The sequence below is a fragment of the Skermanella stibiiresistens SB22 genome (assembly GCF_000576635.1).
Lineage (GTDB): Bacteria > Pseudomonadota > Alphaproteobacteria > Azospirillales > Azospirillaceae > Skermanella > Skermanella stibiiresistens.
The window spans coordinates 77,410-93,555 of sequence record NZ_AVFL01000024.1; the positions used below are offsets into that span (position 1 = coordinate 77,410).

The following is a 16,146-nucleotide window of genomic DNA, read 5'->3' on the forward strand; positions in this document are numbered from 1 at the left end:
TTAAGGCCCGAATGGTAAAAATCCCCTATACCGCGATGCGTCGCCCACGGCGGTGCACCCACAGCGGTGATGTGTCCCATCTCCCGTCGGTCATTTTGGCTGTAATACTATTGACATCAACAAGAACAACCACGGGATGGGCAGGGCGATGGGCGACAGGAAGTCGAAGGAGAAGAAGGCCAAGGCGGGCGTCGGTGGCGAATTGCTGCGCGACGCGCGCGAGGTCGCCGCGGTGGAGGCTCATTGGCACGAAGTCGGCCACGAGACGGACCACGCGAAGAAGAATGGCGACAAGCCGCCGAAGAAGTACAAGTACATCGATGAACTGGCGCGGCTCCAATTCGAGCTGATCAAGCTCCAGGAATGGGTCAAGGCCGAGGGGCTGAAGGTCTGCATCATCTTCGAGGGGCGCGACGCGGCCGGCAAGGGCGGCGTGATCAAGCGGATCGCCGAAAGCCTAAATCCCCGTGTCTGCCGCATCGTGGCGCTCGGCACCCCGACCGAGAAGGAGCGTGGCCAGTGGTACTTCCAGCGCTATGTCGCGGAACTGCCCGCCAAGGGCGAGATCGTCCTGTTCGACCGCAGCTGGTACAACAGGGCCGGCGTCGAGAAGGTCATGGGCTTCTGCAATGACGAGGAATACAAGGAATTCCTGCGCTCCTGTCCCTTGTTCGAGGAGATGCTGGTCCGGTCCGGCATCCATTTGATCAAGTATTGGTTCTCGGTAAGCGACGAGGAACAGGAGCGGCGCTTCATCGAGCGGTCCAACAACCCGATCAAGCGATGGAAGCTCAGCCCGATGGACCTGGAATCGCGCAAGCACTGGGTCGAGTATTCCCAGGCCAAGGACCTGATGCTGAAGCACACCGACCTCAAGCTGACGCCCTGGCACATCGTCGACGCCGACAACAAGAAGCGTGCCCGGCTCAACTGCATGGCCCATCTGCTGCACCAGATCCCCTACCAGGATCTGCTGCCGGCTCCGCTGGAACTGCCGGCGCGCCAGCCCGACACGGGCTACAAGCGCCCGGCCAAGTCGGACCAACGCTGGGTTCCGAAGCTGTATTGAGCGGGACGGGAGCAGGGAGGACGGTTCGGCCCGCCTCGATCCTCTCGCTCAATCGTCGGCGTGGCCGGGGCGGGAGCGGGTGATCGCGACGCTCAGCAGGATTACCGGCAGGATGCCGACCGCGACGATCGCCAGCGCCGGGGCCGACGCCTCGGCCAATCGCTCGTCCGACGCCAGCTGGTAGGTCCGGACCGCCAGCGTGTCGAAGTTGAAGGGCCGGACGATCATGGTCGCCGGCAATTCCTTCATGCAGTCGACGAACACCAGCAGCCCCGCCGTCAGCAGGCTGCCCAGCATCAGCGGCGCGTGGACCTTGACCAGCGTCTTCGACGGGGTCTGGCCCAGGATGCGCGAGGCTTGGTCCATGTTCGGCCGGATCTTGCCCAGGCTGGCCTCGATCGTGTTGAACGACACCGCCAGGAAGCGGACCAGATAGGCGAACACCAGCGCCGCGATCGTGCCGCTCAGCATCAGGCCGGTCGAGATGCCGAAACGCTCCACCATGAAGGCGTCCAGCGCATTATCCAGATGGGCGAAGGGGATCAGCACGCCGATCGCGATCACCGATCCGGGCACCGCGTAGCCCATCGCCGCGACCCGCACCGCGCCGCGCAGCAGGGGGGAGGGGCGCAGGCGAAGGCCATAGGCGATCACCAGGGCCAGCGCCACCGCCAGGACCGAGGTCAAGGCCGCCAGCACGACGCTGTTGGTCGCCCACTGCCAGAACATGTCGCCCAGCAGCGCGTCACCCTCGCTGAAAGCGAAATCCGCCAGCGCCGCCGCCGGCACGAAGAAGCCCAGCACCAAGGGCGTCAGGCAGCCGATCAGGGCGGCGGCGCCGCGCGCGCCGCGCAGGCGGTAGCTCGGCAAGCGGCGGTAGCGGCTGGTCGTGTGATGGAACCGGGCCGCCCCGCGCGACCAGCGCTCCATCAGCATCAGCGCCAGCACGAACAGCATCAGGACCGAGGCCAGCTGCGCCGCCGCGATCGGCTGTCCCATGGCGAACCACGTCCGGTAGATGCCCGTGGTGAAGGTGTCGACCGCGAAATACTGCACCGTGCCGAAATCGGCCAGCACCTCCATCAGCACCAGGGCCAGTCCCGCGACGATGGCGGGGCGGGCCAGCGGCAGGGCCACGCCGAAGAAGCTGCGCCAGGGTCCGCGCCCCAGCGTCCTGCTCACCTCCAGCACGCAGACCGACTGTTCCAGGAAGGCGGCGCGCGACAGCAGGTAGACATAGGGGTAGAGCACCAGCGTCAGCATGGTGACGGCGCCGCCCAGCGACCGGATGTTCGGGAACCAGTAGTCGTGCCGGGTCCAGCCGGTCAGCTCCCGGATCGTCGTCTGCACCGGCCCGACGAATTGCAGCAGGTCGGTGTAGACATAGGCCATGACATAGGCCGGCACCGCCATAGGCAGCAGCAGCGCCCATTCCAGCACGCGGCTGCCGGGAAACCGGCACATCGTCACCAGCCACGCGGTCCCGACGCCCAGCACCAGCGTGCCCACGCCGACCCCCAGCACCAATTGGGCCGTGTTGGCGAGATAATAGGGCAGCACGGTCGAGGCGAGGTGCGACCAGACGCCCTCGGTCGGGATCAGGACGCGACTCAGCACCACGATCACCGGCAGGGCCACGAGGCAGGCGATCGCCAGGGTGGCGATCGTCCAGCCACTCGGCATCAGGCGGTGGCGGGCGCGCGTGGCGGCGTTGCTCAAGGCTTGGATGGTCAAGGCGTCAACTTCGCTGGAACGGCGGCTTCACCGCGAAACCCGCATCGTCCCACAGGCTGCTATTAAGTCGCAATGACAAGATCGCCGCACCCGCTCCCGGAGGTGCGGCCGATCCCGCCCTACTTGGTTCCGAACATGCGGTCGCCGGCGTCGCCCAGACCGGGGACGATATAGGCGTTCTCGTCCAGATGGCTGTCCAGCGCCGCCGTGTAGACCGCGACATCCGGGTGGGTCTTCTGGAACACCCGCACGCCTTCCGGCGCCGCCACCAGGGCCATGAACCGGATGTTGCGGTCCTCGACGCCGTGGCGGTTCAGCACGTCGCAGGCGTAGGCGGCCGAGTTGCCGGTCGCCAGCATGGGATCGACCAGGACGAAGACGCGGCCCTCCGGCTCCGGCAGCTTGACCAGATATTCCACCGGCTGCTTGGTCTCGTGGTCGCGATAGAGCCCGATATGTCCCTCGCGCGCGGATGGCACCAACTCGTGCAGCCCCTGCGCCATGCCGAGCCCGGCGCGGAGGATCGGCACGATCGCCAGCTTCTTGCCGGCCAGCACTGGGGCGTCCATTTCCGCCAGCGGTGTTTGGATCCGCTCCGTCGTCATCGGCAGGTCTCGGGTGATCTCGTAGCCCATCAGCAGCGCGATCTCCTTCAGGAGGGACCGGAAGCCCATGGTCGACCGGTCCCGGTCGCGCATGTGGCTGAGCTTATGCTGGATCAGCGGGTGGCTCAGGATGTACAGGTTCGGAAAATCTGGATGGGTCTGCATGATCGGGCTTTTCCGAAGCTGTGGGAGAGGCCGCGACACAATAGCGCGTGGACACCGGACTCGGAAGGCGGCTGGGCGCATCCAAGGGATGAAAACGCCAAAAAGATCGAAGCCGGCGCGCTCTCGCGGCCGGCTTCGATCCTTCGAACCCGTCAGCGCCTCGAAAGGCTCAGGCGGCGTCCTGCTGCTGCTTCGCCTCGACCTTGGCGACGATGCGGCGCTTGATGCGGCGCGCTTCGAGGCTCAGGTTCACGTCCTTGGCGTCGAGCATGAAGGCGTCGAGGCCGCCCTTGTGCTCGATCGTGCGGATCGCGTTGGTCGACAGGCGCAGGCGGATCATGCCACCCAGCGCGTCGCTCAGCAGCGAGGTTTCCTGCAGGTTCGGGTGGAAGCGGCGGCGATTCTTGTTGTTGGCGTGGCTGACGTTGTTGCCAAACATCACGCCCTTGCCGGTCACGGCGCAACGTCGTGCCATCGGACAGGTCCTTAACTTTGTGAACACAAAAACCAAGTCGGGACGGCCTATCCGCCCGGCGGAAGCGGGTTTATAGGGACCGCGCCCGGAGAAGTCAAGCTGACGGGCCAACCCGTCGCGGTGAATCTTCGAACGCCTTGTTGACCGTCCTGACCGGAACCGGGCCTAGGTCGACCAGTTCGACCATGGCCGGGGTGATCGGGAAAGGAAGGAAGTTGGCGGCCACCCGGGCGAAGCGGTCGGGCGCGTCGGTCGCCAGCAGCCGGATCTCCGCCGGCGCGTGCTCCGACCGTGACGCGACCCCGGCCCGCTCCAGCATCACCGCCACCACGTCGGCTGTCGTGCGGGCGCTATCGACCAGCGCCACGTCCGGCCCAACCACGGCTTCCAGCACGGGGCTGAGCAGGGGGAAATGGGTGCAGCCGAGCACCAGCGTGTCGGGCTTGGACCCGGCGGGCGCGTCCTGGAACAGCGGCGCCAGATAGCGGCGCGCGGCGGCTTCCGCCACCGGACCGTCGAGCCAACCTTCCTCCGCCAGCGCCACGAAGACCGAGCAGGCCTGGGTCGTGACGTCGGCCTCGGGCATGATCCGGTGGATGGCGTGCTGGTAGGCGCCGGCCCGCGCGGTGCTCTCGGTCGCGATCACCGCGATCCTGCCGCTGGCCGACGCGGCGCAGGCGGCTTCGGCGCCCGGCTCGATCACGCCGGTCACCTCGATCTGGGGATAGGCGTCGCGCAGCGCGTCCAGCGCGTGGGCCGACGCCGTGTTGCAGGCGACCACCAGCAGCTTGATGCCGCGCTCGACCAGCAGGCCCGCCGCCTGCACGGCGTAGCGGGCGATCGTCTCGGGGCTCTTGGTGCCATAGGGCAGGCGGGCGGTGTCGCCGAGATACAGCAGCCGTTCGGCCGGCAGCCGCTCGCGCAGCGCCCGCAGCACGGTCAATCCGCCGACGCCGCTGTCGAAGATGCCGATCGGCCGGTCATGGAAAGTCATGGCTGCTCATGGGGAGTGGGGAAGGGGCCCGCCGACCCTGGAGCAATATGGTAAAGACCCCATTAATCACGCTGCGATCCAAGTTGGGATCCAAGCCGGAATCAGGGCAGGAGCCGCAGCCCCATCTCCCAGAACCCGGCCTCCAGACGGCTGGCGGTGGTGAAGGTCTTGACCAGATCGGCGAACCGGGCCTCGCCGCCGCGCCGGGCGGACAGGCTGTCGAGCTGGGCGATCTCCGCCGACGCGACCGCCCGGTATTCATCGCCGGCGTACATCTCGATCCAGGCGCGATAGGGGTTGCCGTCCAGCCGGGTCGCCGGGTCGGCCATCAACTCCGCCGCGATCTCGGCGTAACCGACGATGCAGGGAGCCAGCGCCACGTGGAGGTCGAGCAGGTCACCGGCCATGCCGCGCTCCAGCACGAAGCGGGTGTACGCCAGCGTGCCGGTCGCCTCGGGGGCCGTGGCCATGGCCGCCTCGTCCAGGCCCCAGCCGGCGCAGAACTGGACGTGCAGCCCCATCTCCAGGTCCAGGATCGCCGAGAGCGAGGCGCCGGCCTGCCGCATGTCGGCGAGAGTGTCGCTCTTGTAGACCGCCAGCGCGTAGGCGCGGGCGAAGTGGATCAGGAACAGGTAGTCCTGGATCAGGTAATGGCGGAACGACGCCTCCGGCAGTGTGCCGGCGCCCAGCTGGCGCACGAAGTCATGGCGGGTATAAGCCCGCCATTCCCCGCCGGTGGCGTCCTTCAGCCGGCCGAACAACCCCTCCGACAATCCACTTCCCATCAAGCGTCAGCCGCCCATCATGTTGCGGGTGCCGGTCGGCAGGCGGACGGTCAGGCCGTCGAGTTCGTCCGACATGATGATCTGGCAGCCCAGGCGCGACGTCTTGGTCAGACCGAAGGCGAGGTCGAGCATGTCCTCCTCGTCCTCCGACGCGTCGGACAGCAGGTCGTACCATTCCGGCTCGACGATGACATGGCAGGTCGAGCAGGCGAGCGAGCCCTCGCAGGCGCCTTCCAGGTCGATGTCGTTGCGATGGGCTATTTCCAGGATCGACAGCCCGAGGGGGGCGTCCACGTCGCGGCGGCTGCCTTCAGTGTCGATAAAGGTGATCTTCGGCATGATGCCACAACTCCGTCATTCTCAAATCAGTGGTCGATTTACTCGAGCCTGGAAACCGAACGGCGGGACTAAAGGTTCACCCAAAGGCGTCGTCAAGCGAATCCTTTAAAATCTCACCCGAATTCCCCCTGAACGTGCCCTCAAGGAGGGGACGGCTCAGGAGGCGTCGCCGCGCAGTCCGGGCCTCCGTTCCCGCGCGGCGCCGGCCAGAGCCTCCAGCCGCTCCAGCCGATGGACGACACGGGTGGCGGTGTCGAAGTCGTTGGCGCGGAACGCCGCCGACAGGTCGTGGATGCAGCGCTCCATCTCGCGCGTCGCGTGATTGGCCAGCCTGTCCAGTTCCACCGTGTCGCCGGCCGCCGCCAGTTCCGCCTCCAGCGCGTCCAGTTCCGGATCCGCCAAGGGCGCCCGCCGGGCCGCCGCCCCATGGGCGATGTCGAGCAGGTGGCGAGCGCGGCGGATCGGGTCGCGCAGCGTATCGTGGGCGTGCCTGAAGGCGTCCAGCTGGGCGCGGGCGTTCGACTTCTCACGCGGACCCTTGGACTCGAACCGCTCCGGGGAGAGCGTCCGCTGAAACCCCGCGAACTGCCGTTCCACCGCCGCCGGGTCCAGGTCGAACCGGATCGGCAGCCCCAGCCGCGTGAAGGGATCGAGGACCCGCGGCGGCTGGATCGTGCCGCAGGTATGGCAGAACAGGGCGCGCGTCGACACCGGGTTGGAGCACAGCCAGCAGGACACCATGTCCCCCATCACCATGCCCGGCCCGCCGCCGTTGGCGCCTTTTCCCGAACCGCCCCGCGGCCCACCGCTCTTGCGTTGATTCATGCCGGATCGCTTGCTGCTTGAAGGATTTCGCTTCCGAGGCCGACGGATCCGCCCCGCGTCGGAGTAGCGTCATTATAGATAAGCGCTCGGCTGGGCAACGCCAGCCGCGACCGGCGCGCGCGCCCGGCGCTCGCACAGTCTAGCCCAGGCGGCCAGGAAGCGGTCGATATCTTCCGCCGTCGTGTTCCAGCCCAGGCTGACCCGGATGGCGGAGCCCGCCTCGTCCGCCGCCACGCCCATGGCCGTCAGCACGTGCGACGGCTTGACCTTGCCGCTGGAGCAGGCCGACCCGGCGCTGACCGCGACTCCGGCCAGATCGAACGCCATCAGCTGGGTCTCGCTGGACGCGCCGGGCAGCGAGAGGCAGGACGTGTTGGCGACCCGCGCCGCGTGACGGCCATGGACCGTGGCCCGCGCGCCAATGGCTTCGGCGGCCTGGAGGGCGCGGCTCTCCAGCCCGTCGCGAAGCCCCGCCAGCCGTTCCCGCTCTCCGGGGTTTCCCAGCGCCAGCCGCGCCGCCGCGCCGAATCCGGCCAGTCCCGCGACGTTCTCGGTGCCGGCCCTGCGGCGCTGTTCCTGTCCGCCACCGCGCAGGACCGGCGTGATGGCGAGCCCCTCGCGCGTGATCAACGCGCCAACGCCCTGCGGCCCTCCCAGCTTGTGCGCCGACAGCGTCATCAGGTCGACCGCCAAAGCGTCGGTGTCGAGATCGAGCCGCCCGGCGGCCTGCACCGCGTCGCAGTGGAGCAGCGCGCCATGGCGGTGGGCGGTGGCCGCCGCGTCCGCGACAGGCTGGACCACGCCGGTCTCGTTGTTGACCATCATGACCGACACCAGCGCCGGGCCATCGCCCGAGGCCAGCATGCGGTCCAGCGCCTCCAGGTCGATCACGCCGCCGGCGGTGACGGGGACGCGTTCCGCGTCGGGAACGGTCTCCAGCACGGAATCATGCTCGATCGCGGAGACCAGCACCCGCCGCCGGCCGGTGGCCCGCAGGGCCGCCGTGTTGGCCTCCGTCCCACCCGACGTGAAAACCACCCGCGCCGGGATCACGCCAACCAGCGCCGCCACCGAGGCGCGCGCGTCCTCCACCACCCGGCGCGCCGCCCGGCCGAAGCCATGGACCGACGACGGGTTGCCGGTGACGTCCAGCGCCGCCATCACGGCGTCGCGGACGTCCGGGCGGATCGGCGAGGTCGCGTTGTGGTCGAGATAGCTCTTGCCGGTCATCTGGGTTCCGCGCTTATTCCGCCGCCCCTATTCGGCGGCCGCGGCCCTCGGCTCGCTGACGGCGTCGGGCAGCATCACGTGGGAGGATCCCAGCACCCTCCGCTCGCAGACATCCGCGACGGTGACGCTGCTCAGGTAGAGGTGGATCTGGTTGCCCAGTTCCTCCCATAGGTCATGGGTCAGGCAGCGGCCGCGGTTCGTCCTGCATCCGGCCGGCGAGCCGGCGGCGCAGCGGGTCGCCCGGATCGGCTCGTCGACCGCCAGGATGATGTCGGAGATCCGCATGGCGTCGGCGGGATGGGCCAACAGGTATCCGCCGCCGGGTCCGCGCACGCTCTTGACCAGCCCGCCCTTCCTCAACTTGGCGAACAGCTGCTCCAGATAGGAGAGCGAGATCTCCTGGCGTTCCGCGATGTCGGCTAGGGCGATCGGGCCGGTCCTGCCGGCGCTGGCCAGATCCACCATCGCCATGACGGCGTAGCGTCCCTTCGTGCTCAGTCTCACTTCAGCCTCCCTAGTTCCGGTCCTGGTTCCGGTCGCCCGTCGCCGCCCTCGCGCCACGCATGCGAATTACTCGCGTATTCGCTTGCGAAGATGCTTGATCAGTCGGTCGCTCGCTGTGATATAGTCGGCGGTCTTGTCGGACTGGTATGACCAACACCCCGGCGATTCGCGCCGGACGACGCTGGCCGTCCCAACCGATATATGATGACCCAGTACAGTGGTCAAGTAATGCAACGGCGGGATCTTCGCATGCTCGGGTGAAAGTCCTACCAACCTCCTCGGTTTTCCCCTGGGGTCCGCCCAGCGGGAGTTTCCATCGAGCCCCGCCCACTCATACCGTCAGGTATGGGCCAACCTGTTTTCGCCGGGACCCACACCGCAATGCCCGAAGTAATGATCAATGGACCGGCCGGACGGATCGAAGGCCGGTATGTTCACGGCAAGCAGCCCAACGCTCCCGTCGCGCTGTTTCTCCACCCCCATCCCCATCATGGCGGAACGATGAACAACAAGGTGGTCTACACCCTGTTTCACGCGTTCGGCCGCCGCGGCTTCTCCACGCTGCGGTTCAACTTCCGGGGTGTCGGACGCAGTCAGGGTACCTATGACCGGGGCGAGGGCGAACTGAGCGACGCGGCGTCGGCGCTGGACTGGCTCCAGACCTTCAACCCGAACGCCTCCTCGTGCTGGATCGCGGGCCACTCGTTCGGCGCCTGGATCGGCATGCAGCTCCTGATGCGCCGGCCGGAGATCGACGGCTTCATCTCGGTGTCTCCCCCGGCCAATTCCTTCGACTTCAGCTTCCTGGCGCCCTGTCCGTCATCGGGCTTGATCGTCCACGGCAACAAGGACGAGTTGGTGCCCGAGAACTCGGTCCAGAAACTGGTCAACAAGCTGTCGCACCAGCGTGACATCCGGATCGACTACAGGATCGTCGACGGTGCCACCCACTTCTTCTCCAACCATGTCGAAACGCTCGACAAGCACGTCGACACCTATCTCGACAACACGCTGGGTAGCCGCATGGCGGCGGTCGCGGAGTAACCGGCTCCCCGGCGGCTCACGGGTCGCCGTCACCCGCGCTGGCGAGCCCCAAGGCAGTCAGCACCCGCCAGGCGTTGACCACCGCAGGTTTCCCTCGCCCTTCTCCAGCGCCAATATCGTCGCGTGATGGACGCCCACCAGATCGGCCAGTTCCTTCTGGGTCAACCGCTCCGCGACCCGCCGCTCCCGCGCCAGCGCGCCGATCGCCCGCAGGGACGGCAGCTTATCCATGAAGCCTCTCCCAACGCATGGGGCTATGATTTTCCATCATATGATTCCGCTGGTACGATTTTCCGTACTTCGGAGGCAAACCCCACGCAAATCGTACGGATTTCCGTACCGAATGGACTAAAAGTACGGAAAAGCGTACCGTCCTGAACTCAAGGCTCGCTGAACTGGCCGCCCGTCATCGGGCTGGGGACGCCGGTGGTGCCGGGGACGCTCAGCGGCAAGCCGGCGCGGCTGCGGACGGCGAGATAGGCGAAGGCTTGCGCCTCCAGCGCGTCGCCGTGCCAGCCGACGCTGTCCACCGGTTCGACCGGCACGCCCAGCATGGCGCGCAGCAGCGCCATCAGGTGACCGTTGCGCCTGCCGCCTCCCGTCACCAGCCACCGGACGGGCGGTTGCGGCAACTGGCCGGCGGACCTCGCGACGGCGGCGGCCGTGAAGGCGGTCAAGGTGGCGGCGCCGTCGGCGGCGCCCAGGGCGGCCACCGGCGTCACGTCGAACGCGTCGCGGTCCAGTGACTTCGGCGGCGCCTTCCGGAAATAGGCCGCCGTCATCAGCCGGTCCAGCACGGCCCGATCCATCGTGCCGGACGCCGCCAGCGCGCCGTCGGCGTCATAGGGCTGACCGGTGTGGGACAACACCCAGTCGTCGATCAGCGCGTTGCCGGGACCCGTGTCGAAGGCCAGCACGTCCTTGCCGCCACGCCGGCCCAGCCACGTGACATTGGCGACACCGCCGATGTTGAGCACCGCCAAGGGGCGCTCCAGCTCCGTCGCCAGGGCTTGGTGATACAGCGGGACCAGCGGCGCTCCCTGTCCGCCGGCCGCGACATCGGCGGTCCGGAAGTCGTGGACGACCGGGATGCCGGTCAGCTTGGCCAGCAGCGTGCCGTCGCCGATCTGCCAAGTCTTGCGCCGTTCGGGAGCGTGCAGGATGGTGTGTCCGTGGAAGCCGATCAAGTCGATGCCGCCGGCCAGTTCCTTCAGCTGGTTGACCACCCCGGCGTGAAGCTCCGTCAATTCCCGCTCCACCTCGGCCACGGGACCCTGGCCGCCCAGGCAGCCGCGCAGGCGGGCGCGGAAGCCCTCCTCATAGGGAACGGTGATGAAGGCGCCCGTCTCGACATGGCTGACGCCGTCGGTGCGGATCACCGCGGCGTCGATGCCGTCGAGCGACGTGCCGCTCATCAAACCCAAGGCTGTCCGCGGGGACGGAGACGTCATGGCTTGGCCGCCGTGCTGGAAGGGGGAATGGGATCACCCTCTTTCCCATGGCTGGCACCGGTTCCGCAAGCCCCGCTGGCCCGGTTCCGCCTATTGTGCTAACAGACGCCGCCGTTGAACCTAGTCCTCGACCCCACACATCACGTCCCGGAACAAAGCGATGACCGATCTCCGTTCGGAATTCCTGCGCATCCTGAGCACGCGCGGTTTCATCCACCAATGCACGGACCTGGAAGGCCTCGACAAGCTGGCCGCCGAGGGAATCGTCACCGCTTATATCGGCTTCGACTGCACGGCGGATAGCCTGCATGTCGGCCACCTCGTCTCGATCATGATGCTGCGCTGGCTCCAGCGCTGCGGGCACAAGCCGATCGTCCTGATGGGCGGCGGCACGACCAAGATCGGCGACCCGACTGGCCGCGACGACACCCGCAAGATGCTGACCGACGAGCAGATCGCCGCCAACATGGCCGGGATCAAGCGGGTGTTCGGGCAGTTCCTGACGTTCGGCGACGGCCCGACCGACGCTGTCATGGTCAACAACGCCGACTGGCTGGAAAAGCTCGGCTACATCACGTTCCTGCGCGACATGGGCGTGCATTTCACGGTCAACCGCATGTTGACCTTCGACAGCGTCAAGCTGCGGCTGGAGCGTGAGCAGCCGATGACCTTCCTGGAATTCAACTACATGATCCTCCAGGCCTACGACTTCCTGGAGTTGCACCGCCGCGTCGGCTGCCGTCTCCAGATGGGCGGCTCCGACCAGTGGGGCAACATCGTCAACGGCGTCGAATTGGGGCGCCGGGTCGATCAGGCCAGCCTGTTCGGCCTGACCACGCCGCTGATGACGACCGCGTCCGGCGTCAAGATGGGCAAGAGCCTGGGCGGCGCCGTCTGGCTCAACGCCGACCGTCTGTCGCCCTACGACTACTGGCAGTTCTGGCGCAACACCGAGGACGCCGATGTCGGCCGCTTCCTGCGCCTCTTCACCGAACTGCCACTGGAGGAGATCGCGGAGATCGAGCGGCTGGAGGGGGCGGCCATCAACGAGGCCAAGAAGCGCCTGGCGTTCGAGCAGACCAAGCTCGCCCATGGCGAAGCCGCGGCGCTGGAGGCGGCGGAGACCGCGCGCCGCACCTTCGAGCAGGGCGGTCTGGCCGAGGGACTGCCGACGATCGAGATCGCCCGCGCCGACCTGGAGGCCGGCGTCACAGTGGTCGATTTGCTGATCCGCGCCGAGCTGGCGGCGTCCAAGGGCGAGGCCCGCCGGCTGATCAAGGGCGGCGGCGCCCGGCTGAACGACGCCGTGGTGGTCGAGGACACCCAAGCGGCCGGAGTGTCCGACCTCAACGCCGACGGAGTGCTCAAGCTGTCGTCCGGAAAGAAGAAGCACGTCTTGGTCAAGGCGGTTTAATGTCGATCAATTTTTGATTGTGGACGTAGGTCGGTTAAAGCGCAGCGGCACCCGACAAAGCAGGCGAGTTGGTGTCGGGTGCCGCTTCGCTTTACCCAACCTACGGTTGAACGATGAAGACTCCCTCTCGTCCTGATACCCCTCAGTCGCTTTCCGGGTATTCGTAGACCCATGGGCTCTTGCCCGTCTCTCCGGTGGCGGCGTCGTGGTCCAGGAAGAACAGGTTGCGGAGGAAGCCCGGCGCCAGCACGGCCAAGGGGTTGACGCGGACTGCGGGGTCGTTCAGGGGCCCCTCTATCTGGTATGTGGCCGCGAAGATGCCCTGGCCCTCGCCGCCGGTCAGCAGGTCACCCAGCAAGGGTATCGCCCCCAACAGGCGGTTCAGGCCATAGACCGGCACGATGGTCCCCTGAAGCTCGACCCTTTCGGCCCCGATGTCCATCAGTCCCTCCATCGTCAGACCCAGGGCCGACCCCGAGGTGCGCACATTGGCGAACCTCACCCGCTTGAGCCGTTCCTGCCAGCTGAACTCGCCAGTCAGCTTGGCGAAGCCCAGGCCCTGGCCGCCGACCAGTTCCGCGAAGCCGCCGGGTGACACGGCGTTGAGCAGCCGCGCCAGCACCGGCGCGTTGACCATGGTGTAGTCGCTCATCTCGATCCGCCCGGCCAGCGGGCTGTCGGGCTTGGCGGGATCGGTCCTGCCGACGATGGTCAGCCGGCCGCCGCGAATATTGTCGAACAGGTCGAGCGCCTGGAGTAGGGCCCCGGCGTCCCCCGTCTCCAGCACCAAGCGGCGCCCCGCACCCTCCGGGGCGTATTGCAGGGACACGTGCGAGCCGCTGGCCCCCACCCGCGCGTTGACCTGGGCCGCGGTCCATTCCCGGCGGTCGCGCTGGAGGTTGGCCGAGACGCCGCGCAGAACCCGCCCCTCACCCAGGATGACCCGTTCCAGGACGGCGGTGACCTCGAGCGGAGTCTGATCGGTCTCCTCCTTGGCGCCGCCAACCCCACTCCCGGCTCCAGGGCCCTTCTTATTCTCATGGAGGGGTTGGGCATCCAGGCTTGGTCCCATCAGGTTCAGCTTCCAGCCACCGGAGGGCATGGGGGTGGCGTTGCCGCTCAACCTGGTCTGTCCCAATGACAGGTTGGTCACGGTGGCACCCCGCACGGAGCCCTCCGGGGTCAGTTCGACGGCGCCGGTCGCCTTCAGGCCAGCCGTGTCCAGCGCGATGTCCGACAACCTGACGGCGTCGCCCTTGGCAAGTTCCAGCGTGCCCTTGGCGCTGCCCGGCGTCCCCGGCCGCTTGATCCAGGCGAGGGGCTCCACCGACATCGCGGCGTCGCGCAGGTCAAGGTTGGCCGCCAGCCGGCCTTGGCCGGGCTTGACCACGGTGTAGACCGCGTCCAGCCCGACCGGTCCGGTCAGGTAGGGTTGGGTCGGAAAGCCCAGCCGCTCGCGGTCGGCCTCGCCGACCTCGCCACGGGCCGTGATCCGGGTCAGGATGTCGGCTTTGGACGACAAGCTCTCCATCCAGCTGATCTCCGCCGGGATGCCGTTGACCCGCGCCTTGCCGGTGATGGTCAGCTTCGCGGGGTCCAGCGTCAGGTCGGCGTCGGCCTTCGTCACAGGCAGGCGCGGCAGCAGCCCGCTGATCGACACGTCGGACAGCTTGCCCTTGGCGCCGAACACCACGTCGTCGATCGTCAGCCGGTTGAACAACGGAAACTTGAAGGTCAGCTGGGCACTGGCCGATCCGCCCACCGCCGATGGTTTCAGCCCGAGCTTGTCGGGAAAGCCCAGCGGCTTGAAGTTCAGGACCTCCAGCGCCGTGCGCAGTGGCCCGGACAGCGGCGTGGCGATGTCGATCGACTGGTCCTTCTGGTCAAGTCCGGTGATCACGATCTTGGACGCGCCCACCGCCATGTCGCGCAGCTTGCCGCCGTCGCCGTCCACCGTCAGCGTGGTCGGCGAGATCCGCACCACGCCAGCCATCCCGGTGACCGGCGGCAACTCCTTGAAATAGCGGACTTGGACGTCCTTGACGTGGATCTCGCTGTCGAGCGCCTTCAGGACCGAGCGTTCCAGGTCGTCCAGATCGATCACCGCGTTGCCGGTGGCGATCGCCCGTTCGGCCACTCCCACCGAGAGGTGTTCGGTGATCCAACCCCGCGGGTTGCCGGCCAGGCCGCGCGGCCACAGCCGGTCCAGATCGTCGATCGGCACGCCGGTGGCGCCAACGGTCCCGGTCAGGTCGAGCCGGCGGTCACCCAGGTCCACGGCGGTGGCGGTCAGCGTCACGGCCGGGCCGCCCAGATCGGCCGTGAACTGGTCGATCACCACGCGTCGCTTCAGGCTGTCGAACGAGGCACGCAGGCGCGCGTGGTTCAGCTTGAGCGGTTCGGCGTAGAATTCCGGCAGGGTCAAGGTGCCGTCACCGCCGGACACGTCGACCCTCGCCTCCATCGGGATGAAGTTCCGGTCCAGCCGGAGTTCCGCCGTACCGTCCAGCACCATTCCCAAGGCGGCCAGGGATTCGAGCCCGGGCGCCCGGTTCGCCAAATCGGCGGGCGCCATGTTCCGGAAGCCGCCGGTCACCTCCGTGACTCCATCGGAGCTCCGGAACCTCAGCCGGGTATCCAGCCTGGCGATCCGATTGCCGATCTCCAGGTCGAGCCGGGCGCCGCCGCGCAGGCCCGCGGCATCGCGCCGAAGCGTCACGTCGGCGCGTGGGGCCTGCCAGACTTGCCCCAGCAGGCGGTCGTCCAAGGTCAGGCGGGCACCGGCGATCCTGACCTCCCTCAACCGGGACAGGGGGCCGGGCTGGCTGCCGGGCGGAAGTTGCAGCGCCTTCAGCACCTCCTCCGCGATATCGATCTCACCGTGCTCGACCGCCAGATCGCCGGCGCGGATATCGACGTCGACCTCACCGTCCTCGCCGCGCTGGAATTGCAAGTTCGGCTGGATCACGGTCAGCATGGTCGGCTGGACATGGCCCCGCACCAGCTCGCGCATGTCGAAACTGATGCCCAAGGCGGGGACCGCCGCGATCAGCGCACCGGTCGGGCCATAGACCCGCGCGTCCCTGGCGCGGATCTCGAAGGCGTGGAAGTCGAAGACGCGCCCCTCCTCGCCGGCTTCCGCGCCCCTCTCGTTCGCGCCTCCACCATCCGGGCCGCCATCACCTTCGGCTTCGGTGCCTCCCCAGTTCAGCACGGTATCGTCGATCTCGACCCGCACTCCCATCTTGGCGTCGTTCAGCGTCTGCTCGATCATGGGTGTCAGGAAGTCGATCTCGATTGGCCCCTGGGACAGGCGCCACAGGAACAGCGCCGCCAGCACCGTCAGCCCGATCAGCACGGCGCTGATGGCTTCGATCACGACGAGCCCGGTGAGGCGCCCCGCTTTCCGGATCACGGTGCCGCTCCGATTCGCCCGGCGAACCATCCGCCTGAAAAACGGGCGTTCCGGTTGACCAGCGGCGCTTCGGCGCGCAGTCTCGCTCCCATGTCAC

Annotated in this window: 15 protein-coding genes; 3 read left to right on the forward strand and 12 right to left on the reverse strand. The window is 67.6% G+C overall.

Going from position 1 to position 16,146, the window contains the following annotated elements; genetic code table 11:
* The first annotated feature begins 148 nt into the window (after window positions 1–148).
* Window positions 149–1,069, forward strand: a complete 921-nt coding sequence (ppk2, locus tag N825_RS25960; protein WP_084165076.1) for a polyphosphate kinase 2 — start codon at window positions 149–151, stop codon at window positions 1,067–1,069.
* A gap of 48 nt (window positions 1,070–1,117) precedes the next feature.
* Here the strand turns inward: ppk2 and N825_RS25965 are convergent, their stop codons facing one another.
* From N825_RS25965 to N825_RS26005, 9 genes are all read right to left on the reverse strand, one after another.
* Window positions 1,118–2,803, reverse strand: a complete 1,686-nt coding sequence (locus N825_RS25965) for an ABC transporter permease (RefSeq protein ID WP_037458465.1) — start codon at window positions 2,801–2,803, stop codon at window positions 1,118–1,120.
* 119 nt (window positions 2,804–2,922) lie between these two features.
* Window positions 2,923–3,573 (reverse strand): uracil phosphoribosyltransferase, encoded by a 651-nt coding sequence (upp, locus tag N825_RS25970; protein WP_037458466.1) that lies wholly within the window; start codon window positions 3,571–3,573, stop codon window positions 2,923–2,925.
* A gap of 169 nt (window positions 3,574–3,742) precedes the next feature.
* The gene (rpmB, locus tag N825_RS25975) at window positions 3,743–4,048 is read right to left on the reverse strand and encodes a 50S ribosomal protein L28 (protein WP_037458467.1); all 306 of its coding nucleotides are present in this window, start codon (window positions 4,046–4,048) and stop codon (window positions 3,743–3,745) included.
* A 94-nt stretch (window positions 4,049–4,142) separates the two neighbouring features.
* On the reverse strand, window positions 4,143–5,042 hold the full coding sequence (gene murI, locus N825_RS25980; RefSeq protein WP_051513120.1) for a glutamate racemase: 900 nt from the start codon (window positions 5,040–5,042) through the stop codon (window positions 4,143–4,145).
* 101 nt (window positions 5,043–5,143) lie between these two features.
* The gene (gene tenA / locus N825_RS25985; protein WP_037458469.1) at window positions 5,144–5,827 is read right to left on the reverse strand and encodes a thiaminase II; all 684 of its coding nucleotides are present in this window, start codon (window positions 5,825–5,827) and stop codon (window positions 5,144–5,146) included.
* 6 nt (window positions 5,828–5,833) lie between these two features.
* Window positions 5,834–6,166: a ferredoxin family 2Fe-2S iron-sulfur cluster binding protein gene (locus N825_RS25990; protein WP_037458471.1), complete on the reverse strand. Its 333-nt coding sequence runs from the start codon at window positions 6,164–6,166 to the stop codon at window positions 5,834–5,836.
* Between the two features lie 156 nt (window positions 6,167–6,322).
* Window positions 6,323–6,991, reverse strand: coding sequence for a hypothetical protein (locus N825_RS25995; RefSeq protein ID WP_051513122.1), 669 nt, complete (start codon window positions 6,989–6,991; stop codon window positions 6,323–6,325).
* Window positions 6,992–7,063: 72 nt separating this feature from the next.
* Entirely contained in the window at window positions 7,064–8,221 is a 1,158-nt protein-coding gene (locus tag N825_RS26000; protein ID WP_037458473.1) for a cysteine desulfurase family protein, read from the reverse strand.
* A gap of 27 nt (window positions 8,222–8,248) precedes the next feature.
* The gene (locus N825_RS26005) at window positions 8,249–8,725 is read right to left on the reverse strand and encodes an Rrf2 family transcriptional regulator (RefSeq protein ID WP_037458474.1); all 477 of its coding nucleotides are present in this window, start codon (window positions 8,723–8,725) and stop codon (window positions 8,249–8,251) included.
* Between the two features lie 381 nt (window positions 8,726–9,106).
* Between N825_RS26005 and N825_RS26010 the strand changes: the two genes are divergently transcribed.
* The gene (locus N825_RS26010; protein ID WP_037458476.1) at window positions 9,107–9,769 is read left to right on the forward strand and encodes an alpha/beta hydrolase; all 663 of its coding nucleotides are present in this window, start codon (window positions 9,107–9,109) and stop codon (window positions 9,767–9,769) included.
* Window positions 9,770–9,826: 57 nt separating this feature from the next.
* On the opposite strand, the gene N825_RS38105 is transcribed toward N825_RS26010, so the two are convergent.
* Both N825_RS38105 and N825_RS26015 read right to left on the reverse strand, forming a co-directional pair.
* Window positions 9,827–10,000, reverse strand: a complete 174-nt coding sequence (locus N825_RS38105) for a helix-turn-helix transcriptional regulator (RefSeq protein ID WP_084165072.1) — start codon at window positions 9,998–10,000, stop codon at window positions 9,827–9,829.
* A gap of 149 nt (window positions 10,001–10,149) precedes the next feature.
* Window positions 10,150–11,220 carry an anhydro-N-acetylmuramic acid kinase gene (locus N825_RS26015; protein WP_037458478.1) on the reverse strand — a complete coding sequence of 357 codons (1,071 nt, stop codon included), beginning with the start codon at window positions 11,218–11,220 and terminating at the stop codon, window positions 10,150–10,152.
* A gap of 160 nt (window positions 11,221–11,380) precedes the next feature.
* Between N825_RS26015 and tyrS the strand changes: the two genes are divergently transcribed.
* Window positions 11,381–12,634 carry a tyrosine--tRNA ligase gene (gene tyrS, locus N825_RS26020; RefSeq protein WP_037458480.1) on the forward strand — a complete coding sequence of 418 codons (1,254 nt, stop codon included), beginning with the start codon at window positions 11,381–11,383 and terminating at the stop codon, window positions 12,632–12,634.
* Between the two features lie 142 nt (window positions 12,635–12,776).
* Here tyrS and N825_RS26025 read toward each other — a convergent pair whose 3' ends face one another.
* Window positions 12,777–16,049 carry a YhdP family protein gene (locus tag N825_RS26025; RefSeq protein ID WP_198038904.1) on the reverse strand — a complete coding sequence of 1,091 codons (3,273 nt, stop codon included), beginning with the start codon at window positions 16,047–16,049 and terminating at the stop codon, window positions 12,777–12,779.
* Between the last annotated feature and the right edge of the window lie 97 nt (window positions 16,050–16,146).